The following is a 23,453-nucleotide window of genomic DNA, read 5'->3' on the forward strand; positions in this document are numbered from 1 at the left end:
ACGGGGTGCTTTTGGCATAGCCACAAACTCTACCGATGTTCTTCAAGATCTTCGTAGCCAGTAACCATGGGTTTGATCAGGCTGGTCAGCTTCGTTCCCATGGTTGCCATATACACATGCGCAATGATGAAAATCAGCATGGCAAAAGCCGCTGCGGTATGAACCAGAGCCACCGTTTCCAGCTCCAGTGCGCCTGACAGGGTTACGGGCCAGTCGTTATAGAACAGATAGAGAAGCCCGCTAAGCCAGATCACCGGTGTAATCATCAGTTTGAAAAACAAATAGGCCAAACGCTGCAGCGGATTGTGCTTGGCTCTGGTGGTTTTCCGGTAGGGGTGCGGCTCACCAGTAAAAGTCCCGATCAGGTAGTAGCGCATGACCGCAAACAGCCCGTTCCTTGTGGGAATGTACTGGCGCCATTCGCCGGTGGTGATGTGCCAGAAGATGGCAAACAGCCACAGCACAATCAGCGCCCAGGCAGCCAGGGTATGTAGCCGGGTCGCCTCGCCGAAACCAATCACCGAGTAGCTGCCGTGAATTTCGAAGCCGGTAAACAGCAGCGTGAAGATCAACAGTGCCTGGAACCAGTGCCAGAAACGCTCGAAACGTTTGTAGATCATTACCCGGCTCATGACTTCACCCTCCCCTTCAGAAGAATCCTGGCCAGACCATGCAGCACAACGCCTATCAGGGTCATGGCCACCAATAACCAGCCGATACGGTCCAGCCAGATGTTACTGCTATGGCCAGGCATATAGATGCCTGGAAGACCGGCCAGACGACTGTTGCTGGCGTGACAGGAGGCACAATTCAGCGCCATTTCCGCCGGTGGCACCATGTGAGTGATAGGCCAGTGCATGGTGGTTTCGATGAAGTCGTAGCTGCCGCTGAAGGGCATCCCGGACAACTCGCTGCCTGCCTTGAGTGCCTTGGGCCAGCTGAAATTGCTCCACAATGAACTGTCATCGGCACCAAACACGTGGGTGGCCAACAGGGTTTTCCGTTCAGTGTCGTAGGGCTGTTTGCCCTGCATCACTTTGAAAGGCCATATGCGGGAGCCAGGATCCTCCGGACTGCCTTCAATGCGGTTGATTTCAACCGGAGGATGGGCCACGTCGAGTTCTTCATCCACCAGGGTGTATTTCACGGTGCCGTTAAACCAGGCGTAGGTTGGCACGACATTTTCGCCGTGCCGGAAGTCCCCTTTTTCGCTCAGATAGCTGGGATGGCCATGCTCGTCGTATTCGGTAATCGGCTGACCGTGCTCATCCAGCCGGCCGGCGGTGGACCAGTCCCACCACACTTTGGTGGGGACGCCACCTCGCGCGAACTCGGGCACATGGCAGGTCTGGCACGCCAGTGTGTCCACATGATCGTTCAGCTTCTGCTGCGGGTGCGGTGAATCGCCGTGGCAGGACTGACAGCTTGCGCGGCTGAGATCGGTGTGGCCCGGCACATCAATACCCTGGGTATCGGCTGCGTTTACCTGATAGCGGCTGCCAGCCACCTGATGGCCCCAGCTGGTGTGGCAGTCGGCACAGGCAAAGTCCAGTCCATCCGGCGACATATGCACATCCAGGGAGCTGGGCGGGTCCACCAGGGAGGAGTCCAAGTCACCGTGTTTCACTCCGTCCGCGCCACCACCATAGAAGTGGCAGCTACCGCAGTTGGCCCGGCCACTGGCGCCAACATTCTGGGCAATCATTTCAAGATCCGGTGGCTGAACCATGTTGCCGCTGCCCTTGGGCCATTCCCGGGGTGTATAGGTGGGATGCCCGGCCAGGGTGGGAAACTTCCAGTAATCACCGGTGGTGTCGTGGCACACCAGACAGTCAACGGCGTTGTCCGCGGTGGGAGGTGGCTGTTTCATGTCTTCCCAGCCGTAGCCCACGTGGCACGAGGTGCAACGGGGCTCGTTGGTGATGGCCATGCCGCAGAAGCTGTTGATCACCTTGCTCTTGCCCAGGGTCTGGCCAGTTTCCGGGTGCTCGTAAGTCCAGGTCCAGTGGGTGGTTGCGCGGACCTGCTCGCCAGCTTCGGTATGGCAGCCCAGGCAGGCTTCGGTTACTGCTTGAGCATTTTCAAAGGGGCCCTGAAGCGCTTCGAATTTGCTGTGGTCAGCGGTGGCGGGTGGGCGTTCAGTCCCAGAAGTAGAAAAAGCTGAGCATGCCAGCGCTCCTGCTAGTGCCGCGTGGGCAGCGAGCCTTCCAAAACGACTGATGAAACGGTCCAATGCCAAAATCTTCACGTCTCTCACTCCCTGGCCCTGCTCAAGGGCCATAAAAAACTTCAGAGACTCCCTGCTGACGCCACTGCCCTGAAATCCTTGGTCAATGTCCTTCATATTGGTGAAATACCGCAGCATCAGGTATTCCGCGCTCGGGTGGCTCATGTTCTGTTTTTAACATACGCCTGTATGACCGCCGCCCTCAATAGAGTTATAAGCATGTAAGCGTTGGCTTGATCGAGATCAAACCGCAAAAAGGGGGCCCGCCAAACGGCAAGCCCCCTTTGTTTACCCGCGAACCAGATTAAAGCTTGGTGGTGCGGAGGTACGGACGGATCTCGTTCCAACCCTGCGGGAACAGGCCTTTCGCTTCCTCGTTGGAAATGGAGGGCGGAATGATCACATCGTCACCCTTGCGCCAGTCGGCCGGCAGGGCAACCTTGTTGGCATCGCCAGTTTGCAGGGCATCGATAACCCGGAGGATCTCGTCAAAGTTACGGCCTACGGCCATCGGGTAGGTCATGGTCAAACGGATCTTCTTGTCCGGGTCGATGATGAACACACTTCGCACGGCTGCGGTTTCGCTCTCACCCGCGTGGATCATTTCATACAGCTCGGCCACTTTGTGATCGGCGTCGGCCACGATCGGGAACTGCAGGTCACAGTTCTGGGTGTCGTTGACGTCTTCAATCCACTTGACGTGCTCTTCCACGGTATCGGTGGACAGACCCAGGGGCTTCACGTTGCGGGCTTCGAATTCTTTCGCCAGCTGAGCCGTGCGACCCATCTCAGTGGTGCACACCGGGGTAAAGTCGGCCGGGTGGCTGAAGAAGAATACCCAGGAATCACCTGCCCAGTCGTGGAAGTTGATCTGGCCGGCGGTGCTGTCGATGGTGAAGTTCGGGGCGGTAGAACCAAGCAATAAACTCATGATGAATCTCCTGTCGGGTTTTGCTGGAGGCGGGTTGCCTCGTGATGTCAGATTAACAATAACCCGTCTCAAACCCGTTAGCCAATATAGTTATATCTATAGAACATATAGGCTTAAAAAATTAGAGGCCATACAAGCTCAAGACCAGATCAAGGACAAGTTACGACATGGAACTCACGCGTCTCAGCTGCGGCCCCTCGAGATATTCCATTTGGGAATTATGATATAATTGAAATAAATCCTCAGAGCATCTGTCGTAAAACTGAAAATTTTGCGGCTGCTGAGCCACTCAAACTTACCGCATGATATCTCATACGGATACCCAGGAGAGAACGTGAAACAGATACCGATCACGCTCGCCACGCTGGGGATGTTGGCTTTTTCGCCTTTCATCCAGTCAGCAGCCGCAGGTGACCCCGCGAAGGGCGCAACGGCAGCGGCCACATGCATTGGATGTCACCAGGCTGATGGTGGCGGCAAACATATTGAAGGTGGCGAATCCTGGCCTCGACTGGCCGGACTGGATGCAGAGTACATTGCCAAACAAATTCACGACTTCAAAAATGGCACCAGGAAAAATGCTTCCATGACGGTGTTCGCGAATATGCTTACTGATCAGCAGGTCTTGGATGTTGCTGCCTATTACGCCCAGTTAAAGCCAACAGAGGGCGAAGGCGGGGAAAAAGCATCCGCAGCCATTCTTGAACGCGGTGAGCAAATCGCAAATAGAGGGGACTGGTCACAATACATCGTCTCCTGCAAAAGCTGTCACGGACCAGGAAATCGAGGGGCCGGCAGTGATTTCCCCGGTATTGCTGGTCAGCATGCGGGTTACATCGAGGCCCAACTCAAAGCATGGCAAGAAGGAACCCGCAAAAACGATCCCCAAAACCTGATGGGCACAATAGCCAAGCGGATGAGCGAAGAGGATATTCACGCGGTTGCTGTTTGGCTGGCCAATCAAAGCCCTACGGCAAAATGAGGGAGTGTTAGAACATGAATCGCCGATTATTAAGTATTGCCCTCGCAGGAATTACTCTGTTTTCTGCCCCCCTCGCTGCCGATGAACTATCGCGGGATGCTGAGATTCAACAGTACATCGATACGCTCACGGAAATGGGGTTTCCAGAGCCAGACGAGACCCAGCTTTTACATATTCCGCCAACGATGCAAGATCTTGATGATGCCAAAATTCACCCCGAACTGAAAAAAGTAATTCGTCGGGGTTACGACCTTTTCACCAACACTCAACAACTGCGTGGTGAAAACGTATTTAACAATATGAATTGTTCCAGTTGTCATCTGGGTGAAGGCCGTATGCCCTTCAGCGCACCTATCTGGCCTGCGGCTGTCACGCTGCCGAACTATCGTGGCAAGAACGACCACGTCAATAATCTTGAAGAGCGCATTGCAGGATGCTTTACATACTCTATGAATGGTAAGCCGCCCGAATATGGGAGCGATAATATGGTTGCCCTCTCTGCATACCATGCATGGCTCGCCACCGGGGTTGAAATGTATCCCACCGAGCCAATCTACGGTCGCGGTTTTCCCGCGCCGGATAGGCCCGAGAAGCTCAGTTACGCTCGCGGCAAAGAACTCTATAACGAGAATTGCGCAGTTTGCCATCAAACGGACGGCTCTGGCCTTCGCGTTGATGGACATACTGTGTTCCCAGCTCCGTGGGGGGATATGTCCAATAATTGGGGGGCAGGCATTGTTCGGCTTCATACAGCTGCGGGCTTTATCAAGAACAACATGCCGTTAGGCCAGCCTAATTCGTTGTCTGACCAGGAAGCATGGGATATCGCCTTCTACATGGACAGTCAGGAGCGGCCACAAGATCCTCGTTATACCGGCGATGTTCAAGAAACCCTTGGACTCTATGGTCCAACTTTCCACAAGCACTCACTGTATGGCCAAATTCGCGAGCATGATGGGAAGCGATTGGCGGACCATGACAACACGGGTGAAAAAGACTTCCTGAAACCTGACACCGTCCGTTCCCGAAATTTTGAGTAGATCAAACGTTTAATCAGGGCCTCCTGATAGGGGGCCCTGATCCCAAATCAACGCGGAAATGGACTAAAGGGCATTCAGATACCTGTGAACTGCCGCTTCAGGGTCCTCCTCTTCGGTAGTGACACTATCAATACCTTTTTCTTGGAGCCGCTTTGCCAACCCCAAGCCCATCCCCCTGGTAATCAGAACGTCAACGTCATCCAACGGATGAGGCGAATGAGACGAACTTTCACGGAATGATTGTTCCTTGGGGAGTTCAAGGAGCTTTTTCTCGATCACCTGCCCTTCTTGAATGTGGAATATAAAGAGCTTTCTGCATCGCCCGGCATGCTGCGTGACAGTTTTTCGATTCTGGCTTGTTACGGCTATTTTCATCAGATCCTCACCAGTTGGATGTCGATCAATCAATAGCGATCGACAGAATCCATAACCCTATCGCTCACAAATGGCCTGTTCAGCGGCAAAGTCACTTTGATTCGCCGCCCCCGCCCCTCGCTGAAAAATAATACGTTAAATCAGTGCATTAATGAGCAATCGCTCAACTCTATAGGATCAATTAATATTGATATACTTTTTGGTCCTATCGTTATAACCATTAATTTGTTACCTTTTGCTTCACGGTTCAACAAGCCCCTTAGTGGAGGTCAAGACCATGAAGCACCCCTTAGTCACGCATTTCTTCGACGAACCAACCAACACGTTCAGTTACATCGTTCAGGATCCGGACAGTTCGGCCTGCGCCATCATCGATTCCGTTCTGGATTTCGACTACGCCGCCGGGCGAACCGATGTCCGCTCCGCTGACGAGATTATTGAATATGTCAGGCACAACCATCTGACTGTTGAATGGATTCTAGAAACCCATGTGCACGCCGACCACCTCTCAGCAGCGCCCTATCTGCACGAACAGCTTGGTGGCAAAACAGGCATCGGCGAGAAGATCGTCGAGGTCCAGGAAGTCTTCGGTAAAGCTTTCAATGCCGGAACGGAGTTCGCCCGCGACGGGAGTCAGTTTGATCACTTGTTCAAGGAAGGCGATAGGTTCCAGATTGGCGGTCTCGACGCCAGGATATTACACACCCCTGGCCATACTCCGGCTTGTTTGACCTACGTGATCGGCGACGCGGCTTTTGTTGGCGACACCATTTTTGCACCAGATTCCGGAACGGCCCGCTGTGATTTTCCCGGAGGCGATGCGCATACCCTGTATCAGTCGATCCAGAAAGTGCTGGCGCTACCGGGAGAGACACGCATTTTCCTCTGCCATGACTACAAGGCGGCGGGTCGTAATGAGTTTGTGCACGAAACGACCGTGGCTGAGCAACGGGCTAATAATATCCACGTTGGTGAGGGCATGAGCGAGCAGGATTTTGTCGTTCTCCGTTCAGAACGAGATGCCACCCTGAACATGCCTCGCCTGATCCTGCCATCTGTTCAGGTCAATATGCGAGCGGGTGAAATGCCGGCTCCTGAAGCAAACGGCCAAGTCTATCTGAAGGTCCCCATTAACCTGTTTTAAACGGAGTACCGATATGAAAATCCATTTTCTTGAACCCGAGTTCGCCGTTGCGGACGCGGTTTATCCGGATGACATGCGCGAAGTCAAAGACCAGGGATTCCGGACCATCATCTGCAATCGCAGGGAGAGTGAAGAGGATTACGAGGGTGAACGGGCATATGCCGAAGCAGCGAAGGCGCACGGCCTCGAATGGGTGAGCATTCCCGTCGCATCGGGGGAGTATCCGCAACGCGATATCGACGCATTTGGAAAAGCCCTGGATACCTCAGCCACGCCTATTCTAGCTTTCTGCAGAACCGGCCGCAGAGCGGTCCACATGTGGGCTCAGAGCCGCGCAACGAGCCCTCAGTGCAACATCCCGGATCTTCTGAAAGCGGCCCATGAAGCCGGACATGATCCGCAGCCTATCAAGGATCTTCTCGGGCAATGATGCCAGTCATGACTTACTAATGCGGACATGGAGGTCCTCGAAGCGAACGGAGATTAACCTGACATGTCTTTTTCCAAACCCGAGTCTGCAACAGTTCACAGACACCACGATGTTGTCATTATTGGTGCGGGAGCAGGCGGCATTGCGACCGCATCCAGCCTGCTAAAACGCCAGGGCGACCTGGATATCGCGGTTATTGATCCCCGCGAAACTCACGATTATCAGCCAGGCTGGACCATGGTCGGCGGTGGCGTTTTTTCTGCTGAAAGCACTCGTCGAACGGCAGAATCGGTCATACCGAAGAGCTGCAGCTGGTATCAGGCCTCTGCCAAATTCGTTCAACCCAACACACAAACAGTCTTGCTTTCGGACGGTAACTCCGTCGGTTACAGTCGCCTGGTTATCGCACCCGGCCTGGTTCTCAACTGGGGCGCCATTGAAGGCCTTGAGGACACCCTTGGTCAACACGGTGTCACCTCTAACTACCGTTATGATCTCGCTCCCTATACCTGGTCGTTGGTGCAAGAGCTGGAGAAAGGTAACGCTGTTTTCGTTCAGCCGCCGATGCCCATCAAATGCGCCGGTGCACCACAGAAGGCCATGTATTTGTCGGCGGATCACTGGCGCCGTAACCATCGATTGGACAGTATCAAAGTTTCTTATCGTTCGGCCGGGAAGGTACTTTTTGGTGTCGAGGACTACGTCCCCGAGCTACAACGATACATCGACCTTTACGGGATCGATCTTTGCTTTGACGAGCGGTTACTGAGCGTTGATGGCCCGAACCGAATTGCCCGATTCCTGAAAACTACCGCCCAAGAACAGCGCCAAATCGAGGTTCCGTTCGACATGCTCCATGTTGTACCTCCTCAATGTGCTCCCTCGTTTATCGAGCAATCAGGTCTGGCGAATCCAGAAGGCTGGTTAGACCTCGATTCGGAAACACTTCAGCATAAACGGTTTCCGACGATTTTCGGCCTCGGAGACGCAAGCGGCACACCCAATTCCAAGACCATGGCGGCAGTGAGAAAACAAGCGCCGGTTGTTGCCCAGAATCTGGTGAATTCTCTTCATGATCGCCCGCTAACTGCTGCTTACCTCGGTTATGGGTCCTGCCCGCTGACCGTTGAGAGGGGACGCATTGTTCTGGCGGAATTTGGCTACGGTGGCACGCTCCAGCCCAGCTTTCCCAAATGGATCAATGACGGCACCAAGGCGACCAGGATGGCGTGGTTTCTGAAAGCCAAACAGCTTCCCTGGCTGTATTGGAACGGGATGCTCAAGGGTCGCGAATGGATGGCTAAACCAGCCATCCGTGAAGCTTAAGGGAGGTAAACTGTGAAAAATCCTGGTGCCTACCTGCCAATCATCAACTGGCTGAAAGGGTATCGTGCAGATGTGTTGATCAGCGATGGCCTTGCGGCGATCATCGTAACGCTCATGCTCGTCCCTCAGGCCCTGGCCTATGCCCTGTTGGCTGGATTGCCACCCGAGGTTGGCCTCTATGCCAGCATGATTCCCCTCGTGGTCTATGCTGTATTTGGAACCAGCGCAACCCTCGCGGTGGGCCCCGTGGCGGTCGCGTCTCTTATGACAGCTTCAGCGCTCGGAGGAATTGCGGCAGTTGGATCGCCCGAATACGTTGGAGCGGCATTGGTTCTGGCCACGCTATCCGGACTGATCCTTTTTGCCATGGGCCTGTTGAGGCTCGGGTTCCTGGCCAACTTTCTGAGTCATCCGGTGATTTCCGGTTTTGTAACGGCATCAGGCATCCTCATTGCCGGTAGTCAGCTTGGCCACATTCTGGGCATCCAGGGTGGCGGGCATAATCTCATTGAAATGGTGAGCGGTCTGCTGACAGATTTGCCTGCAACCAACCCTACAACGCTGGCAATCGGCGGAGGCACTCTGCTCTATCTCTTCCTTTGCCGGAAATACCTCAAGCGCACTCTCTCGGGGTTCGGCATGTCCACGCGGGCTGCGGATTTGATTGCGAAAGCGGCACCTGTTTCTGCCGTTATCGTAACGACCGCCCTGGCCTGGCAATTCAAACTCGGGAGTGCCGGTGTAAACCTGGTTGGCAAGGTGCCAAGCGGGCTTCCCGAAATCAGCCTCCCGCCGCTGGAATTCGAAATCTGGACCACGCTGGTTCCGGCCGCCATTTTGATCAGCCTGGTCGGGTTTGTGGAATCTGTTTCCGTCGCGCAGACGTTGGCCGCAAAAAGACGCCAGCGAATTGATCCTAACTCCGAGCTGATTGCACTGGGATTGGCTAATGTGGGTGCGGGCGTCAGCGGTGGCTCGCCGGTTTCCGGTGGTTTTTCACGTTCTGTGGTGAACTTTGAGGCGGGTGCACAAACACCGCTGGCCGGCATGTTCACGGCTATCGGCATCGCCCTGGCTACCCTGACGCTCACGGGTGTGCTCGCTTTCCTGCCCAAGGCGACGCTGGCAGCCACCATCATGATTGCGGTGAGCACCCTGATTGACTTCGGGGCTATCCGTCGAACCTTTGACTACTCGAAAGCCGACTTTGTGGCGATGTTCGCAACGATCCTGCTCACTCTGGTTGAAGGGGTTGAAGCCGGCATCCTTGCCGGTGTCGGGCTCTCTATTGGCCTGTACCTGTATCGTACCAGCCGCCCGCACAGTGCCGTGGTTGGTCTTGTGCCAGGTACCGAACATTTCCGGAATGTTCAGCGCCACAAGGTCGAGACGGACGATGAAACGGTTGTTCTTCGTGTCGATGAAAGTCTTTACTTCGCTAATGCCCGCTATCTAGAAGAAACCATTCTGGAGCTCATTGCCAACAATCCAGCAATGAAAAATCTGGTCCTCACGTGCCAGGCCGTGAACGTGATTGACGCATCCGCTCTGGAGAGCCTGGAGGCAATCAACAAACGGATGAAGGACTCGGGCATCGTACTTCACCTTGCTGAAGTAAAGGGGCCGGTTATGGACAGCCTGAACCGAACGCATTTCTGCGAAGAGTTGTCTGGACAGATCTTTATGAGTACATACCACGCGTGGAAAGCACTCGCCAATTCACCATATTTGGGTCGAGACAAGCTAAACGTCGCTGCAACCTCAACCCAATAGTCTGACCACCTATGTGTCTACTGGAGTACCCGCAATGGAATTAGATCCCCTGATTCTTTCAAGAATCCAGTTCGCGTTTGTCGTATCGTTTCACGCTATTTTTCCAGTGTTCACCATCGGCCTTGCTTCCTACATCGCGGTACTCGAAGGCCTGGCCTTCAAAACCGAGAATCCGGTGTGGGTGAAGCTCTCTGCCTTCTGGACCAAAGTATTCGCGGTGGTGTTCGGCATGGGGGTGGTGTCTGGCATCGTGATGTCGTTCCAGTTCGGAACCAACTGGAGTAACTTCGCCCAGGCCTCTGCCAACTTCCTTGGCCCTGTTCTGAGTTATGAGGTGGTGACGGCTTTCTTCCTTGAAGCGGCATTCCTCGGCGTGCTCCTGTTCGGTCGCGACAAGGTGCCTGCAGGTGTTCACCTGTTTGCCGCTATCATGGTTGCAACCGGCACCTTCATTTCGTCGTTCTGGATTCTCTCGGCCAATAGTTGGATGCAGACTCCGGCTGGCACCGAGCTCCGTGATGGGGTGTTCTATGTGACTTCCTGGAGCGAGGCTCTGTTTAACCCTTCATTCCCCTATCGTTTTGCCCACATGGGTCTGGCATCTTTCCTGACTGGCGGCTTCGTGGTGGCCGGTGTGAGCGCCTGGTACTTGCTTCGCGGACGGGAGGTTGAGGCGAACAAGAAAGCCTTGTCCATGTGCCTGTGGCTGCTGCTGTTCATTGCCCCCGCCCAGGCAGTACTGGGTGATTTCCACGGCCTGAACACTCTGGAACATCAGCCCACCAAAGTGGCCGCAATGGAGGGTAACTGGGAAACGTCCCGCAATGTGCCGTTGTTGCTGTTTGCCATTCCCGACCAGGAAAACCAGCGAAACCTTTTCGAAATTGGTATTCCCAGCCTGGCCAGTTTCATCCTGACCCACGAATGGGATGGTGAGGTGCCGGGCGTGAGCGCCGTTCCTGTGGAAGAACAGCCACCCGTGGCGATCGTGTTCTGGTCCTTCCGGATCATGGTCGGCATTGGCTTTCTGATGATTGCCTTTGCAGTCGCCGGCCTGGTCCTGCGTGCCGGCGGTCGGTACTGGCGCACCAACTGGTTCCTGCAGGGCATGCGTTTTATGAGCATTGCCCCCTTCTTCGCGGTGCTGACCGGCTGGTTTGTAACCGAGGTGGGCCGGGCGCCCTGGCTGGTCTACGGCCAGATGACTCAGGCAGAGGCCCTGACCCCGTCCCTGACCGGCGGTATGGCTCTGTTCACACTCATCGGCTATGTCGTGGTGTACGCTCTGGTGTTCTCCGCCGGCGTGTACTATCTGATGCGAGTACTCTACGTCGGTCTTGAGGATCGTCACGACGAAGATGAGCACGAAGCGGAACGTCCCAAGCGACCCTTCTCTGCCGCTCATGTACCTCTCGAACCAGAAGAGAACGAAATTCCAGGTAACACCACGGGACAGGGAGCGCACTGACTATGGAACTTTTCGATCTGCCCCTTATCTGGGCCTTCATTATCGGCTTCGGCATCATCATGTATGTGCTGATGGACGGATTCGACCTGGGCGTGGGGATTCTTTTCCCCTTCGCCCCGAACGAGGAAAGCCGGGACACCATGATGAACTCGGTGGCCCCGGTGTGGGACGGTAACGAAACCTGGCTGGTGCTCGGTGGCGCCGGCCTTCTGGCGGCCTTCCCGATGGTGTATTCCATCTTCCTGCCCGCACTCTATATTGGTGTGTTCCTGCTGCTGGCCGGGCTGATTTTCCGGGGCGTGGCGTTCGAGTTCCGGTTCAAGGCCCGGACTTCCCGGTATCTTTGGAATTGGGCCTTTGCCGGCGGTTCTACCGTCGCCTCCTTCGCCCAGGGTGCCGTAGTTGGTGCGTACATCCAGGGATTTGAAACCGCCAACGGAGTCTACGTCGGCGGCGCGTTGGACTGGCTCACGCCGTTCACGGTGCTGACGGGCCTGGGCATGCTGGCCGGCTACGCCCTGCTGGGTTCCACCTGGCTGATCATGAAAACCGAGGGTTATCTGCAGCAGTGGGCCTACAAGATCACCCTGCCGCTACTTCTCGCTGTTCTTGTGGTCTTCGGCATCATTGGCGTCTGGACGCCCTTTGTGGATGACATGGTTCGTGAGCGCTGGTTCTCCAACCTGAGCATTATCTGGGTTCTGCCGGTTCTGACATTGCTGTGCGCTATCCAGATCTATCGTTCGGTTCGTGATCGCCGGGACGGCATGCCGTTCGTGGCCACCATGGGGCTGTTCATCACCACCTACTTCGGCCTGGTGGTCAGCCGTTGGCCGTATGTGGTGCCGCCGGAATACACGCTCTGGGAGGCCGCCTCCGCCTATGAATCCCAGCTGTTCCTGCTGTTGGGGCTGCTGTTCGTGATCCCGATCGTGCTGGCCTACACTGCGTGGACCTACTGGGTCTTCCGGGGCAAGGTCCGCGCCGGCGAGGGTTACCACTGATGAGGCCTAAAGATTAAATTTACTGCGATTCGTCAAAACATCGAATCATCAATCTCAATCGGGAGCCAAAATCATGAAAGAAACTAAACAAACCACTCTTCCTATCTTGGAAATGGCAAAGGAAAACGAAGAATTCCGGCAGGTACTTTGGACAGGAGAAAAGACTCAACTCGTACTGATGGCAATCCCGTCGGGAGGAGAAATCGGTGGAGAAGTTCACGAGGGGCATGACCAACTACTTTACTTTGTTGAGGGCAACGGCGAAGCAAACATCGGAGAAACGAAGGTGGATGTGAAAACTGGTGATGTCAGCATCGTGCCGTCCGGGGTTTACCACAATTTCCGCAACACAGGCAGTGAAATGCTCAAGCTCTATACGACCTACTGCCCTCCTGAACATGCGCCAGGAACTGAGCATGAAACCAAAGGGGAGGCGGATGCAGAGGAGTCGTAGCTGACCGTCCAATACAAAACCCCAGCAATGCTGGGGTTTCGTATTGGCGGAGAGGGAGGGATTATTCGGGCCTTCGGCCCTCACCCCTTCGGGGCCGTCGTCGCTTTGCTCCGACGTTCCTCAGCCTGCTTCGCAGGCTTCGGTCGAACCCGCGAGGGTTCTTTCTACCCTTCCAATCGGCCAATAAAAAACCCCAGCAATGCTGGGGTTTCGTATTGGCGGAGAGGGAGGGATTCGAACCCTCGAAACGCTATTAACGTTTACACACTTTCCAGGCGTGCGCCTTCAGCCACTCGGCCACCTCTCCAATAAACTGTTTCAAATCAGCAACGTCGTCGCTCATTTGAGGGCGCAAACTTTAATGGTTTTACGGCCGCTTGGCAACTCCCCCGGGGAAAATCGTCAAAAAAATTCGGGCGATACCGGTTTTCTCTTTAACGGTTGGGCAGATTCAGGGCTATCGTTAGTACAAGGCTGAGTATAATGATCGGTTTTGCGGGGAGAAAATAACAATGCTGATGAAAGCCGAACAATCGACTTTGCTGCTCATCGATGTTCAGGAAAAGCTGATGCCGGCCATAAGCCACGGCGAAGACGTGATAGACAGTTGCATCGTTCTCGCCACCATTGCCGGGCTTATGGAGGTTCCTGTGCTGGGTACCGAACAGTTGCCGGACAAGCTTGGGCACAACGTGGAGGCGGTTCGAGAGCTGTGTAACCAGACTCTCGCCAAGCATCATTTTGATGCCTGCCCGGATGGCCTCGTTGACCAGTTGCCCGAGGGCCGACAGCACATTGTGATAGGGGGATGCGAGACCCATGTCTGTATGATGCAGACGGCACTGAGCCTGGTTGATGCCGGCTACAAGGTCTGGGTGGTGGCGGATGCCACCGGGTCCCGTAACGAATTTGATCGCGATGTAGCGCTGGATCGCTTGAGCGAAAGCGGCGCCCGGATCGTAACGCTTGAGATGGTGGCGTTCGAGTGGATGCGCCACTGCAAGCATCCGCAGTTCCGGAACATCCAGGCCCTGATTAAATAGAGGCATCCGCTGGGCTGGTGCCCGCGTAATTAGACACTCCAATCACAGCTGGTTTTGAGGTTCGCAATGCTCAACATGGACTTTTCCAAGAAGGTCATCATCCGCACCGAAGAGCAGGAGTGGGTTACCAGCCCTGCCGGCGGGGTTCTGAGGAAGCCCCTTGCCCGTGAGGAAGCGGAGCGTGGTCATGCTACCAGTGTGGTCCGGTACGAGCCTGGCGCGTCCTTCAATCGACATGAGCATCCCCTGGGCGAGGAGATCCTGGTTCTGGACGGGGTATTTTCCGACGAGACCGGCGACTACCCGGCCGGCACCTACTTGCGTAATCCGCCAGGCAGCGGGCACGCTCCGTACAGCAAGGAGGGCTGCACCTTGTTGGTCAAGCTCCATCAGTTCGATGAGCGTGATAAGGCAACGGTATGCATCGACACAAAGCATACGGCTTGGCTACCAGGTATTGGCGGTCTTGAGGTGATGCCATTGCATGAGTTCGAGCACGAACATGTGGCCCTGGTGAAATGGCCGGCCAACGAAGTTTTTCAGCCTCATCGGCACTTCGGAGGTGAGGAAATTTTCGTGCTGTCCGGAGAATTCTGCGACGAGCATGGCCGCTACCCCGCCGGCACCTGGATTCGCAGCCCGCATTTGAGTCAGCATCATCCATTCGTGGATCAGGAAACAATCATCTGGGTAAAAACCGGTCATCTACCGATCGAGGCGAAATAAAAAAGGGCCCCGAAGGGCCCTGAAGTGGCTAAGAGATCGCTGTGGGTTGCCAGTTCTGCCTGCTGAACGCGTCATTGCTTGCGCCTTCTGATACCGGGCTGAAGAGTGCTTCTTCGTCCGCGGGGACCGCAAACACGTGGTACGCCTCAGGGCCAAATGGATCCAGCGCAGTATCGAGATGCTCGAAGCTGTCGGGCACGGGTTCTCCCGAGAAAGTGACTCGAAACTGGCGCTCAAGGGTCGGTGTGGTGACGCTCAGGGGCTGCTCTACCCAAAGGTAAACAGCTTTGTGGGGCACGATGTATTCGCTGCGCACCACCCTGTAACCCTCTTTGAGCGTGAGCGTGGTCGGCTCTTTGCCCGGTTCCAGACGGAATTTGTGGATGGTTTTCATAGCTGCTGCTCCTCTTTGGGTTGCTGCCTTTCACAACGCCATAATGGACAGGAACAGAGTTCGATAAAATAAGCTTTTGTCATCTTTTACCATCGATAAATTCGATGCTTTCAGACTTGCTCGTTGACTGCATGAGCTTCAACAATGACACGAACGCCCTCATGGGCGGTTTTTCGGCCCCGGGTGATGGCAAACAGTTCATCCATCACCTCGTCGATTGAGGCTATCTGTTCAACCTCATACTGACGACAGACCTCCTCGCGGATTGATGTCGGCGCAGCAAAAACGCCATAGCCCTGGCTACCGAACACTTTAATGAGAGCGCTGTCGTCCACCCGGGCAACGAGCTTCATGCGAACCCCGTTCAGGGAAAACCAGTTCATCAGTCGCTCGAAATACGGCGCATCGGTGGCATTGGCCAATAGTGGCTGACCATTAAGGGATTCCGGAAAACCCTTCTTAAGTTTTCTCGCCAGCTCCGGTGCAGCAAACAGGCTCATGCTGGAACCGGCCAGCGGGTGTACCGTCAGGTTGCCATCCTCTTGCAGCTTCGGCATGCGGTCTGTCAGCACCAGGTCCAGCTCTTTGCGTTTCAGGCTCAGCACCAGATCTTCGGTGCGGCCCGTCTGGCATTCGAGCTGAACTGAGCGCTCGCCAGCCATGGCGGGCTGCAGCAGGTAGTAGGCAATCAATTTGTGAATGGATGCAGATACGCCGGCCCGCAGCGTCAGAGGGCGCTCGGACGGATCAAGCCGCAGGGTTTCAGCAAGCTCGCCAGTCAGGGCGAAAATATCATCAGCGTAGCCAAGGATCAGCCGCCCAAGGTCCGTAAGGATCAGCTTGCGCCTTTCCCGCGAAAAAAGACGACCACCCACAGAGGCTTCAAACGTGGCTAATTGGCCACTAAGGGTCTGCGGCGCCAGCTCCAGCACCTCGCTGGCCCGAGCGATTGAGCCCTCCCGGCTGATCACCCAGAAATAGTACAGGTGGCGAAGATTCAGCTGTTCCATTGCTTTACCCTACCCCGGCTCAGGATGGCCGTGGAACCTTGAGAACCTCACCGAAGGTGACGTATTCGCTTCCACCCAGACGGCCAATCGGATCAATTGCGGCGCCATTGAAGGTCAGGCGATTCTTGTCATCGTAGCGGGCCGCCTCATCCGATACCCAGACCCGGGTGACTTTCCCGAATACCAGTGATTGGGGCCCAGCACCAATTTCCTTGATATCGTAGAGTTCACAGGCAAAAGCGACATGACAGTCCTTGAGCCGAGGCAGATTCGAACCTTCGAAATCCACAAGTTCCAGATCAAGATTTTTCAGTTCAGATTCGCCATGGGGCAAGGTTCGTGAAGATTCAGTGACCGCCGCGGCGAGATCCCGATGAGCGATATGAACGACGAAATGCTTTCTCGCTTCAATGTTAACCCGGGTGTCCTTCGAAACGCCCTCCGCCGGCTTTTTACCAACGGAAATCATCAGCAAAGGGGGATTGCTGGTGATGGGCGTAAAAAACGAGAATGGCGCCAGATTGAAGTCCCCTTCGGGGTTTTCACTCAACACCCAGGCGACCGGCCTCGGAATCACCGTCTGAGTCAGGATGTGGTAGGCGTCCTTCGGATCCATTCCGTCGAAATCTATGAGCATTACTCTCTCCCGTTAACTGCAGCTTCGGGCGTTCGTTCCCGCAACAGCCACAACGTCATCAACAACCCGTGAAGTATCAGGAAGGGTACGGCAACCATGACCAGGCCGCCCCAGCCCAGCCAGCTCAAAATGGCGCCGGCTGACAGTGCCGCGGTCGCCTGGGAACCGAAGACCATGATGTCGTTCAGGCCTTGCACACGGAAACGTTCCGCATCCCGGTAGCCCCGGGGCAACAGCGTTGTGCCGCCAACGAAGAGGAAATTCCAGCCGACACCGAGCAACAACAAGGCGGAAAGATAGTGGTGGAAACTCACGCCACTGGCCGCCAGCGCAATACAGCCCAGATACGCCAGTAACCCTGCCGCCATCATTAAAGGTATGCCAACAACACGAGTCAGCCAGCCGCTGATTAGCGAAGGTAGATACATGGCCATGATGTGGAGCTGGATCACGCGCTTGGCATCGTCCAGGTCATGCCCAGCCACCCCGGTCATACTCAGCGGCGTCGCCGTCATAATGAAGCTCATCACCGCATAGCCAATGGCGGCAGCACTGATTGCGGTCCAAACCAATGGGTTCACGAGAATTTCCCGCAGGGGACGTCCTCCGCCCGGACGTGATTCCTGAACCCGCTCAGCGCCTGCCCGGTAGCCAGCACCAAGAATCAACAGCGCGGCGCCCTGCACAACCGCCAGCGCAACCCAGCTGATCAGAAACGGATACTGCTCATCGGCGCCGCTGCCCAAGCCCGCAACTTCCGGCCCGAGCCAGGCAGCCACCAGACCACCCAGCAGTACACGAGCGGCGGCCGAGCCGGCCATACCCGGTGCCACGGATTCCATCGCAGCAAATCGGTACTGGTGAACAACGGCAAGGCCGGTCCCACCGACGACTGCCGCCAGACACAACAATGAGAACAGACCGGACCAGGATGCCAACGCACCCAACAGACCCGCCACAATACCCATGATCGCGCCGAGCAGCATTACACGCTTGCGTCCGATGCGTTCCATCAACCAGGTTGCTGGCTTTATCGCCAGCACAGTACCGACCACCACCAGACCCACGGGAAGCGTTGCGTATTCAGGCGCCGGAGCGAGCATTCGGCCCTGGATGCTGCCGATAAAAACAATAAAAGGCGCTGTGCACATGGCCAGCGCCTGAGCGGCAACCAGGACCCAGACATTGAGGGGCATGGGTTACTTTTTCCTGTAGATGATTCCGGGATGGCACTGCACCATCTCGTAGAGATGGGGCAAGCCGTTGAGCGACTCCGAGGCTCCCAGAACCAGGTATCCGCCCGGGTTCAGGGTAGCGTGCATCCGGGTAAGAATGTCTTTTTTCAGGTCCGCCGAAAAATAGATCAGGACGTTCCGGCACATCACAATATCGAACTTGCCCAGCATATAACGCTCAAGCAGGTTCAACTCCTTGAACTCCACCATGCTCTTGATCTGGGGTTTGATCTGCCAGCCACCGTTCTGGGACGGCGTGAAAAACTGCTTCTGGCGCTCTGGCGAGAGCCCCCGCCCAATGGCAAGCATCTCGTACTCGCCCTTGCGAGCCACATCAAGAACGCTTTTGGAGATATCCGTCGCGGTGATCTTTACATCCCGGAGCTTCCCGGGCCTCGCCCGACGAAACTCCTCAACGATCATGGCAATCGAGTAAGGCTCCTGACCGGTTGAGCAGGCCGCAGACCAGATACGCAAAGGCTGCGTTGAGTTGCGCTCTGCGAATTCGGGAAGCAGCTTCTCCTGGAGAATCCTGAAAGGGTGATTGTCACGGAACCACAGGGTTTCATTGGTTGTCATCGCATCGATGACCGTCTCTTTAAGACCTCCCCGCCCGGGGCGTTTGAGTCGGTCAAGGAGTTCACCCAGCGTATTCAGGTTGTTCTCTTCGAGAATCCTGCGCAACCGGCTCTTTACCAGGTACTGTTTGTTTTCGCCCAGTAAAATCCCACAGGCATCCTGCAGGAACGATTTGAAGGCTTCATACTCCTGTGGCGTTATTTCCGCTTTCATTGGGTCTCTGTTCTGAGTGAATCTTTGAGCGGTTCCATCAACCCTGGTCGATGATTTCCATTACTCGCTCTGCCAGCTCGTCCGGACTGAACTTTGCCATAAAGTCGTCGGCTCCGACCTTCTTCACCATGGCCTGGTTGAACACACCACTGAGTGAGGTGTGCAGCATAACAAACATATCCGAAAGCGCCGGGTCATCTTTCACCTTGGTGACGAGGGTGTAGCCATCCATTTCCGGCATCTCGACATCCGAGATGATCAAAGAGAAGTGATCTTTGGCCCGGGAGCCATCCGCAGTTATTTCCTGTAAATATTCAAATGCCTGCTTACCGTCGTTTTTCAGAACCACTTCCATGCCAATTGCGGTGAGACACCGCTGTATCTGGCGCCGGGCCACGGACGAATCATCCACCACCAACACCGGCAGATGCCCGGGCACCCGCTCCGCGCTCTTGCTCAGAACGGCTTCGGTTACGTCCTCCCCAAGCGGAGAAACTTCTGAAAGAATCTTCTCTACGTCAATGATTTCAATAAGCTTATCATCTATTTTTGTGACAGCGGTAAGATAGACATCCTTGCCGGCCCCTTTGGGTGGAGGCAGGATTTCTTCCCAGTTCATATTCATGATCCGTTCGACGCCGCTCACCAGAAAACCCTGCGTTTTGCGATTGTATTCAGTGATGATGACGAAACTGGTGGAGAGCTCTTCCTGGGGGATACCGGGCAGACCAATCGCCATGCTCAGATCAATAATGGGGATGGTCTCACCCCGGCTATGAGCGACGCCTCGAACAACCGGTTGGCTGTTGGGCAGGGAGAACAGCTTCGGACATTGCAGAACCTCTTTCACCTTGAACACGTTGATCCCGTAGATCTGACGGCCCCTGAGACGGAAAAGGAGCAACTCGAGACGGTTCTTTCCGACCATCTGAGTGCGCTGGTTAACACTGTCCAAAACCCCTGCCATTTCGATTCTCCTGGCTTGCCGGAATTACAACGGCATATATCTTGCTGATCGCTGAATAATAGCCTGATCGACGGAAACCCGTCATATCAGCGGTGGATTAGCCAATTTAACGGCCACTTTTCTCGAATCATTAGCCTGATTCGGGCTTTTCTGCCCTGTTGTTGACAGCATAGGACAAACTGATACGTATGCGCATCACCAATTTCGCTCTACTACTGCTAATGTCTGGCCTGAGCGGCCCGCTCCTGGCTGAGACGACCGCTGAACAGATTCGGAAAGCGACCCTGGAATTTCTCGAGAACTTCGCGGCCGAACAGGCCGTGGAAGGCTATACCGTCTCCTTCGAACCCGGCTCGATCGACAACCGCCTTGCCCTTGCCGAATGCGAAAAGCCTTTGAGTGTCGAATTCAGCGGTGACCCCTGGAAAAGCACCAGCCCATCTATACTCGTAGCCTGCGAAGGAGCTCGCCCATGGCGGATGTTCGTCACGGCTTCGGTCTCTATCCATGGACCGGCCCTGGTGGCGGCTCGGCCGCTCACGCGGGGAGAACGGATAACAGAAGGCCTACTGACAAAACAGTCGGTTGAAATCAACGCGTCCAGGCGGGGCGTTATTACAGACTCGCAACAAGCCATTGGCATGGAGGTGCGACGGGCAGTCAACGCGGGCTCGCGGGTTACGCCGGACATGCTTTCGGCCCCGAATGCGGTCGAACGGGGCGATCATGTTATCATTACCGCCAAAACAGGCGGATTTTCAGTACGTTCCCGGGGCAAAGCCCTGGCAAGCGCCAGCGTTGGCGAGCAGGTTCTGGTAGAGAATCTGCGATCGTCCCGCACAATAAAGGCCAGCGTTGTTGCGCCCGGCCACGTCGAAATTCCGATGTAGGTCGGGCTCGGCAGAGGCTTGCCGGAGCGGCAAACCTCTGCCGCAAACCCGGCAGTAAAAATAGACAAAAAAACGACTGAAAATTACTAAAGGTTTTCGCGGCGCCGCCGTTAAGAAGACATAAACTCGAGTAAGCGCCGCATTCTCGTGGCGCGACAGGCAAGCAGGTACAGATATGTCAGTTGACTTAAATGGAATTGGCCCCGGCCAGGTCAACACCCAGAGAACCACGGCCGACAAGAGCTCCGGCACTCAGAATACCCAGCCGGCAACCAACGAACAGGCGAAAACCCAGGCCCAGGGCGCCCGGGGTGAGAACGTCAGCCTGAGCAATCAGGCCAAGAATCTAAAGCAGCTTGAACAAAAGCTGGGCGATTATCCGGAAATGGATGACGACCGCATTGAACAAATCCGCTCCGCCCTAGAGAACGGCACTTACAAGATTGACGCCGAAAAACTGGCCCAGAAAATGCTTGAGATGGATGAAAGCATTTTTGGGTGAGTAAACCATGGCCGCAATTGATGATCTGAAGACTCTTCTTTCTCAGGATATCAGTCAGCTGGAAACACTGGCTGATATTCTCGAAAGGGAAAAGACCTGCCTTGCAAATTCCGACCTGCGCCAGCTGGAAGCTCTGACAAAAGAAAAGAACGATCTGCTGAGTGCTGTTCGGGAACGCGCTAAACAGAAAATCCGGACACTGGTCCAGATGGGATACCGCCCTGAGAGCGGTGAACCTTCACGTTTTATCCGCAGCGCCGGCTTTTCTGATCTTCTCCAACTCTGGAAGGAAGCCGACCAGAAGCTTCGAGCTTGCCAGACGCTGAACCAGACCAACGGTCGGGTGATCAGCCATCTCCAGAAACGCCTGTCGAAACTTACCGACATCTTCCGGGGCGCCACCGGCCAGCAAAAGCTTTACGGCGCCCAGGGACAGCAAACCACGGTATCAAGCAGCACGGTACTTGCCAGCGCCTGATGAGGGCCCTGGCAAACCGGCCTGTCTGGAGATTCACCGGGTATAAATGGTCATCTGTGAGTCCGGATGAAAACGGATGTCGTGGATACTCACGTTACCCATTGAGGCACCCTGGCTCCCGGTGACCCGGATGTTGTCCATCCTGATTTCCTCGATTCGCTCCGGGAACACCAGCATCAAAGCCCCATCCTCCCTGACCCGGTAACGAGGCTCCCCATAACGGTAGTGCACTCCAGAAATAGTCAGATCTGAATCCAGAAAATTCAGAACCGGTACGAAGATGTTGGCGGCAAGCTTCAGGCCCTCGATCACATCCGCCGATCCTTCGCCTCCCTGCTCGCCGCTACTCCCTGGATTCTCAGCCATACTGCTGACAACGCCGATACGCTGCAGCAGGGTGGGGTCTCCCTGCCCGGAAATTGTCGCCAGCTCAGTTTCACTCAGCGGGGCAAGATTCCCCCTTTCATAGAGCTCGCCCGCTTCGAGCGCCGATTGTGACGCTTCAGCCGAATTGCTCGCCGCAAAGGTAACCATGGGCTGGAAGGGCAACGTCACCATCGTGACGAGGGCCGCCGCGTTACGGTAACGGGATTGATGCTTGAGAACCCGGTAGAGTTCCTTTTCGCTGATCCAGCCGGCCTGGATGAACACCTCACCCAGGCGCTGCCCGGTTTCACGCTGAAGTCTCAGCCCCTCTGCCACCTGCCCTTTGGACACATAGCCACGATTGATAAGCAGTCGCCCAAGGCGTGATTTCTCTTCAAATCCCTGACGGATTCTCACCCAGTGTCTCCTTTTGAATAGTGAAAACCGTACTACCCGGCCCGGCCAATGTGGTCCATAACTCCCGATACCCGGAAGGTTAGCCGATCACAACACAATGTACGTGGACACAGTCCCCGTTTTACTGTCACCTTCTGGTAAGATCTGGCACCTGAAAACAGAATTCGCGGATTTGTCGCAGGAAACACTCCTGCTAGTAACACGGAGAACGGCTGCAAATGACAAACATGGTAAAACCCCTGAAAACTGTGACTCCCGCACTGCTTACGGCCCTCGCCTTACTGATGCCAACCACCACGGTGCTGGCCCAGAACAATGACCAGTCCGCCAGTGAACCTCTGCCGATGGTTCGTATGGTGACCAGCGAGGGCGCTATTGAACTTCAGCTACGTCCGGATGTCGCCCCGGATACGGTCGCCAATTTCCTGCAATATGCCAGGGATGGTTTTTTCGACGGCACCATTTTCCACCGCGTTATTCCCGGATTCATGATCCAGGGCGGTGGCTTTACCGAAGATCTCTCCCGCAAATCGACTCGGGCGCCCGTCCGCAATGAGGCGACAAAAACACTGCCGAACCTCCGTGGAACCATTGCCATGGCTCGGACCAGCGCGCCGGATTCGGCAACGTCCCAGTTCTTTATCAATCTTTCGGACAACGGGTTCCTGAACGCCGGAGTTCGCGGCCCGGGTTATGCGGTTTTTGGCAAGGTGACCCAGGGCATGGGCGTTGTCGATGCGATTGCCCGCAAACAGACCACCCGCAAACAGGGTATGGCCGACGTGCCGGTTGAGCCTGTGACCATTGAAACCGTGACTGTGGTTGAATCCGAAGGCTGACAC

Annotated in this window: 26 protein-coding genes and 1 tRNA gene; 15 read left to right on the forward strand and 12 right to left on the reverse strand. The window is 55.4% G+C overall.

All coding sequences use genetic code 11. The annotated features are described in order from the left end of the window. Window positions 1–29: 29 nt before the first annotated feature. The 3 genes from CFT65_RS12790 to CFT65_RS12800 form a co-directional block, all read right to left on the reverse strand. Window positions 30–632, reverse strand: a complete 603-nt coding sequence (locus tag CFT65_RS12790) for a cytochrome b/b6 domain-containing protein (RefSeq protein WP_088828518.1) — start codon at window positions 630–632, stop codon at window positions 30–32. Continuing rightward, on the reverse strand, window positions 629–2,392 hold the full coding sequence (locus CFT65_RS12795; protein WP_228705851.1) for a tetrathionate reductase family octaheme c-type cytochrome: 1,764 nt from the start codon (window positions 2,390–2,392) through the stop codon (window positions 629–631). The genes CFT65_RS12790 and CFT65_RS12795 overlap by 4 nt, the downstream gene beginning before the upstream one ends. Window positions 2,393–2,531: 139 nt before the next feature. Further along, window positions 2,532–3,158: a peroxiredoxin gene (locus tag CFT65_RS12800; protein WP_008176637.1), complete on the reverse strand. Its 627-nt coding sequence runs from the start codon at window positions 3,156–3,158 to the stop codon at window positions 2,532–2,534. A gap of 334 nt (window positions 3,159–3,492) precedes the next feature. On the opposite strand from CFT65_RS12800, the gene CFT65_RS12810 reads away from it, so the two are divergent. Together CFT65_RS12810 and CFT65_RS12815 are read left to right on the forward strand one after the other, a co-directional pair. Further along, window positions 3,493–4,140: a c-type cytochrome gene (locus CFT65_RS12810; RefSeq protein ID WP_216360442.1), complete on the forward strand. Its 648-nt coding sequence runs from the start codon at window positions 3,493–3,495 to the stop codon at window positions 4,138–4,140. Between the two features lie 14 nt (window positions 4,141–4,154). Then, window positions 4,155–5,180, forward strand: coding sequence for a c-type cytochrome (locus CFT65_RS12815; RefSeq protein WP_088828520.1), 1,026 nt, complete (start codon window positions 4,155–4,157; stop codon window positions 5,178–5,180). 63 nt (window positions 5,181–5,243) lie between these two features. On the opposite strand, the gene CFT65_RS12820 is transcribed toward CFT65_RS12815, so the two are convergent. Continuing rightward, complete coding sequence (locus CFT65_RS12820) at window positions 5,244–5,555, reverse strand: NifB/NifX family molybdenum-iron cluster-binding protein (RefSeq protein WP_088828521.1); 312 nt, start codon at window positions 5,553–5,555, stop codon at window positions 5,244–5,246. Between the two features lie 277 nt (window positions 5,556–5,832). Here CFT65_RS12820 and CFT65_RS12825 point away from each other — a divergent pair, with 277 nt between their 5' ends. From CFT65_RS12825 to CFT65_RS12855, 7 genes are all read left to right on the forward strand, one after another. Further along, window positions 5,833–6,699, forward strand: coding sequence for an MBL fold metallo-hydrolase (locus tag CFT65_RS12825; RefSeq protein WP_088828522.1), 867 nt, complete (start codon window positions 5,833–5,835; stop codon window positions 6,697–6,699). Window positions 6,700–6,712: 13 nt separating this feature from the next. Next, window positions 6,713–7,129: a TIGR01244 family sulfur transferase gene (locus CFT65_RS19295; protein WP_088828523.1), complete on the forward strand. Its 417-nt coding sequence runs from the start codon at window positions 6,713–6,715 to the stop codon at window positions 7,127–7,129. 63 nt (window positions 7,130–7,192) lie between these two features. Then, window positions 7,193–8,455, forward strand: a complete 1,263-nt coding sequence (locus tag CFT65_RS12835) for an NAD(P)/FAD-dependent oxidoreductase (protein WP_088828524.1) — start codon at window positions 7,193–7,195, stop codon at window positions 8,453–8,455. A 12-nt stretch (window positions 8,456–8,467) separates the two neighbouring features. Beyond that, window positions 8,468–10,228 (forward strand): SulP family inorganic anion transporter, encoded by a 1,761-nt coding sequence (locus tag CFT65_RS12840; protein ID WP_088828525.1) that lies wholly within the window; start codon window positions 8,468–8,470, stop codon window positions 10,226–10,228. Between the two features lie 34 nt (window positions 10,229–10,262). After that, the gene (locus tag CFT65_RS12845; protein ID WP_088828526.1) at window positions 10,263–11,696 is read left to right on the forward strand and encodes a cytochrome ubiquinol oxidase subunit I; all 1,434 of its coding nucleotides are present in this window, start codon (window positions 10,263–10,265) and stop codon (window positions 11,694–11,696) included. A gap of 2 nt (window positions 11,697–11,698) precedes the next feature. Continuing rightward, the gene (gene cydB / locus CFT65_RS12850; protein WP_088828527.1) at window positions 11,699–12,700 is read left to right on the forward strand and encodes a cytochrome d ubiquinol oxidase subunit II; all 1,002 of its coding nucleotides are present in this window, start codon (window positions 11,699–11,701) and stop codon (window positions 12,698–12,700) included. Between the two features lie 73 nt (window positions 12,701–12,773). After that, window positions 12,774–13,154 carry a cupin domain-containing protein gene (locus CFT65_RS12855; RefSeq protein WP_088828528.1) on the forward strand — a complete coding sequence of 127 codons (381 nt, stop codon included), beginning with the start codon at window positions 12,774–12,776 and terminating at the stop codon, window positions 13,152–13,154. Window positions 13,155–13,370: 216 nt separating this feature from the next. Here the strand turns inward: CFT65_RS12855 and CFT65_RS12860 are convergent. Beyond that, window positions 13,371–13,461 (reverse strand) — tRNA-Ser (locus tag CFT65_RS12860). Window positions 13,462–13,666: 205 nt separating this feature from the next. Between CFT65_RS12860 and CFT65_RS12865 the strand changes: the two genes are divergently transcribed. Together CFT65_RS12865 and CFT65_RS12870 are read left to right on the forward strand one after the other, a co-directional pair. Then, a complete protein-coding gene (locus CFT65_RS12865; protein ID WP_088828529.1) occupies window positions 13,667–14,197 on the forward strand; it encodes an isochorismatase family protein in 531 nt (176 codons plus the stop codon). A gap of 66 nt (window positions 14,198–14,263) precedes the next feature. Further along, window positions 14,264–14,923, forward strand: coding sequence for a cupin domain-containing protein (locus CFT65_RS12870; RefSeq protein WP_088828530.1), 660 nt, complete (start codon window positions 14,264–14,266; stop codon window positions 14,921–14,923). Window positions 14,924–14,951: 28 nt separating this feature from the next. Here CFT65_RS12870 and CFT65_RS12875 read toward each other — a convergent pair whose 3' ends face one another. The 6 genes from CFT65_RS12875 to CFT65_RS12900 all read right to left on the reverse strand — a co-directional run bounded on the left by CFT65_RS12875 (window position 14,952) and on the right by CFT65_RS12900 (window position 19,958). After that, window positions 14,952–15,317 (reverse strand): DUF7352 domain-containing protein, encoded by a 366-nt coding sequence (locus CFT65_RS12875; RefSeq protein WP_088828531.1) that lies wholly within the window; start codon window positions 15,315–15,317, stop codon window positions 14,952–14,954. 110 nt (window positions 15,318–15,427) lie between these two features. Continuing rightward, window positions 15,428–16,327 (reverse strand): LysR family transcriptional regulator, encoded by a 900-nt coding sequence (locus CFT65_RS12880; RefSeq protein WP_088828532.1) that lies wholly within the window; start codon window positions 16,325–16,327, stop codon window positions 15,428–15,430. A 19-nt stretch (window positions 16,328–16,346) separates the two neighbouring features. Then, complete coding sequence (locus CFT65_RS12885) at window positions 16,347–16,964, reverse strand: flavin reductase family protein (protein ID WP_088828533.1); 618 nt, start codon at window positions 16,962–16,964, stop codon at window positions 16,347–16,349. Beyond that, the gene (locus tag CFT65_RS12890; RefSeq protein ID WP_088828534.1) at window positions 16,964–18,160 is read right to left on the reverse strand and encodes an MFS transporter; all 1,197 of its coding nucleotides are present in this window, start codon (window positions 18,158–18,160) and stop codon (window positions 16,964–16,966) included. Before CFT65_RS12890 ends, CFT65_RS12885 begins: the two co-directional genes overlap by 1 nt. Before the next feature lie 3 nt (window positions 18,161–18,163). Beyond that, window positions 18,164–18,991, reverse strand: a complete 828-nt coding sequence (locus CFT65_RS12895; protein WP_088828535.1) for a CheR family methyltransferase — start codon at window positions 18,989–18,991, stop codon at window positions 18,164–18,166. Between the two features lie 37 nt (window positions 18,992–19,028). Next, window positions 19,029–19,958: a chemotaxis protein CheV gene (locus CFT65_RS12900; RefSeq protein WP_088828536.1), complete on the reverse strand. Its 930-nt coding sequence runs from the start codon at window positions 19,956–19,958 to the stop codon at window positions 19,029–19,031. 188 nt (window positions 19,959–20,146) lie between these two features. Here CFT65_RS12900 and flgA point away from each other — a divergent pair, with 188 nt between their 5' ends. The 3 genes from flgA (at window position 20,147) to CFT65_RS12915 (ending at window position 21,828) form a co-directional block, all read left to right on the forward strand. Beyond that, complete coding sequence (flgA, locus tag CFT65_RS12905; protein WP_088828537.1) at window positions 20,147–20,848, forward strand: flagellar basal body P-ring formation chaperone FlgA; 702 nt, start codon at window positions 20,147–20,149, stop codon at window positions 20,846–20,848. Window positions 20,849–21,023: 175 nt separating this feature from the next. Then, entirely contained in the window at window positions 21,024–21,350 is a 327-nt protein-coding gene (flgM, locus tag CFT65_RS12910; RefSeq protein ID WP_064228116.1) for a flagellar biosynthesis anti-sigma factor FlgM, read from the forward strand. Between the two features lie 7 nt (window positions 21,351–21,357). Continuing rightward, the gene (locus CFT65_RS12915) at window positions 21,358–21,828 is read left to right on the forward strand and encodes a flagella synthesis protein FlgN (RefSeq protein WP_088828538.1); all 471 of its coding nucleotides are present in this window, start codon (window positions 21,358–21,360) and stop codon (window positions 21,826–21,828) included. Window positions 21,829–21,861: 33 nt separating this feature from the next. Here CFT65_RS12915 and CFT65_RS12920 read toward each other — a convergent pair whose 3' ends face one another. Next, window positions 21,862–22,611, reverse strand: coding sequence for a pilus assembly protein PilB (locus tag CFT65_RS12920; protein ID WP_088828539.1), 750 nt, complete (start codon window positions 22,609–22,611; stop codon window positions 21,862–21,864). 218 nt (window positions 22,612–22,829) lie between these two features. Between CFT65_RS12920 and CFT65_RS12925 the strand changes: the two genes are divergently transcribed. Next, complete coding sequence (locus CFT65_RS12925; protein WP_088828540.1) at window positions 22,830–23,450, forward strand: peptidylprolyl isomerase; 621 nt, start codon at window positions 22,830–22,832, stop codon at window positions 23,448–23,450. Window positions 23,451–23,453: the final 3 nt, after the last annotated feature.

The sequence above is a fragment of the Marinobacter sp. es.048 genome (assembly GCF_900188435.1).
In the GTDB taxonomy this organism is placed as follows: domain Bacteria; phylum Pseudomonadota; class Gammaproteobacteria; order Pseudomonadales; family Oleiphilaceae; genus Marinobacter.

What these genes read in the sequence shown, in the direction of transcription:
- CFT65_RS12790 (WP_088828518.1), bottom strand. Translation starts at nt 632, where the DNA reads ATGAGCCGGGTAATGATCTACAAACGTTTCGAGCGTTTCTGGCACTGG.
- CFT65_RS12795 (WP_228705851.1), bottom strand. Translation starts at nt 2,392, where the DNA reads ATGAGCCACCCGAGCGCGGAATACCTGATGCTGCGGTATTTCACCAAT.
- CFT65_RS12800 (WP_008176637.1), bottom strand. Translation starts at nt 3,158, where the DNA reads ATGAGTTTATTGCTTGGTTCTACCGCCCCGAACTTCACCATCGACAGC.
- CFT65_RS12815 (WP_088828520.1), top strand. Translation starts at nt 4,155, where the DNA reads ATGAATCGCCGATTATTAAGTATTGCCCTCGCAGGAATTACTCTGTTT.
- CFT65_RS12820 (WP_088828521.1), bottom strand. Translation starts at nt 5,555, where the DNA reads ATGAAAATAGCCGTAACAAGCCAGAATCGAAAAACTGTCACGCAGCAT.
- CFT65_RS12825 (WP_088828522.1), top strand. Translation starts at nt 5,833, where the DNA reads ATGAAGCACCCCTTAGTCACGCATTTCTTCGACGAACCAACCAACACG.
- CFT65_RS19295 (WP_088828523.1), top strand. Translation starts at nt 6,713, where the DNA reads ATGAAAATCCATTTTCTTGAACCCGAGTTCGCCGTTGCGGACGCGGTT.
- CFT65_RS12835 (WP_088828524.1), top strand. Translation starts at nt 7,193, where the DNA reads ATGTCTTTTTCCAAACCCGAGTCTGCAACAGTTCACAGACACCACGAT.
- CFT65_RS12845 (WP_088828526.1), top strand. Translation starts at nt 10,263, where the DNA reads ATGGAATTAGATCCCCTGATTCTTTCAAGAATCCAGTTCGCGTTTGTC.
- cydB (WP_088828527.1), top strand. Translation starts at nt 11,699, where the DNA reads ATGGAACTTTTCGATCTGCCCCTTATCTGGGCCTTCATTATCGGCTTC.
- CFT65_RS12855 (WP_088828528.1), top strand. Translation starts at nt 12,774, where the DNA reads ATGAAAGAAACTAAACAAACCACTCTTCCTATCTTGGAAATGGCAAAG.
- CFT65_RS12865 (WP_088828529.1), top strand. Translation starts at nt 13,667, where the DNA reads ATGCTGATGAAAGCCGAACAATCGACTTTGCTGCTCATCGATGTTCAG.
- CFT65_RS12870 (WP_088828530.1), top strand. Translation starts at nt 14,264, where the DNA reads ATGCTCAACATGGACTTTTCCAAGAAGGTCATCATCCGCACCGAAGAG.
- CFT65_RS12875 (WP_088828531.1), bottom strand. Translation starts at nt 15,317, where the DNA reads ATGAAAACCATCCACAAATTCCGTCTGGAACCGGGCAAAGAGCCGACC.
- CFT65_RS12880 (WP_088828532.1), bottom strand. Translation starts at nt 16,327, where the DNA reads ATGGAACAGCTGAATCTTCGCCACCTGTACTATTTCTGGGTGATCAGC.
- CFT65_RS12885 (WP_088828533.1), bottom strand. Translation starts at nt 16,964, where the DNA reads ATGCTCATAGATTTCGACGGAATGGATCCGAAGGACGCCTACCACATC.
- CFT65_RS12890 (WP_088828534.1), bottom strand. Translation starts at nt 18,160, where the DNA reads ATGCCCCTCAATGTCTGGGTCCTGGTTGCCGCTCAGGCGCTGGCCATG.
- CFT65_RS12895 (WP_088828535.1), bottom strand. Translation starts at nt 18,991, where the DNA reads ATGAAAGCGGAAATAACGCCACAGGAGTATGAAGCCTTCAAATCGTTC.
- CFT65_RS12900 (WP_088828536.1), bottom strand. Translation starts at nt 19,958, where the DNA reads ATGGCAGGGGTTTTGGACAGTGTTAACCAGCGCACTCAGATGGTCGGA.
- flgA (WP_088828537.1), top strand. Translation starts at nt 20,147, where the DNA reads ATGCGCATCACCAATTTCGCTCTACTACTGCTAATGTCTGGCCTGAGC.
- flgM (WP_064228116.1), top strand. Translation starts at nt 21,024, where the DNA reads ATGTCAGTTGACTTAAATGGAATTGGCCCCGGCCAGGTCAACACCCAG.
- CFT65_RS12915 (WP_088828538.1), top strand. Translation starts at nt 21,358, where the DNA reads ATGGCCGCAATTGATGATCTGAAGACTCTTCTTTCTCAGGATATCAGT.
- CFT65_RS12925 (WP_088828540.1), top strand. Translation starts at nt 22,830, where the DNA reads ATGACAAACATGGTAAAACCCCTGAAAACTGTGACTCCCGCACTGCTT.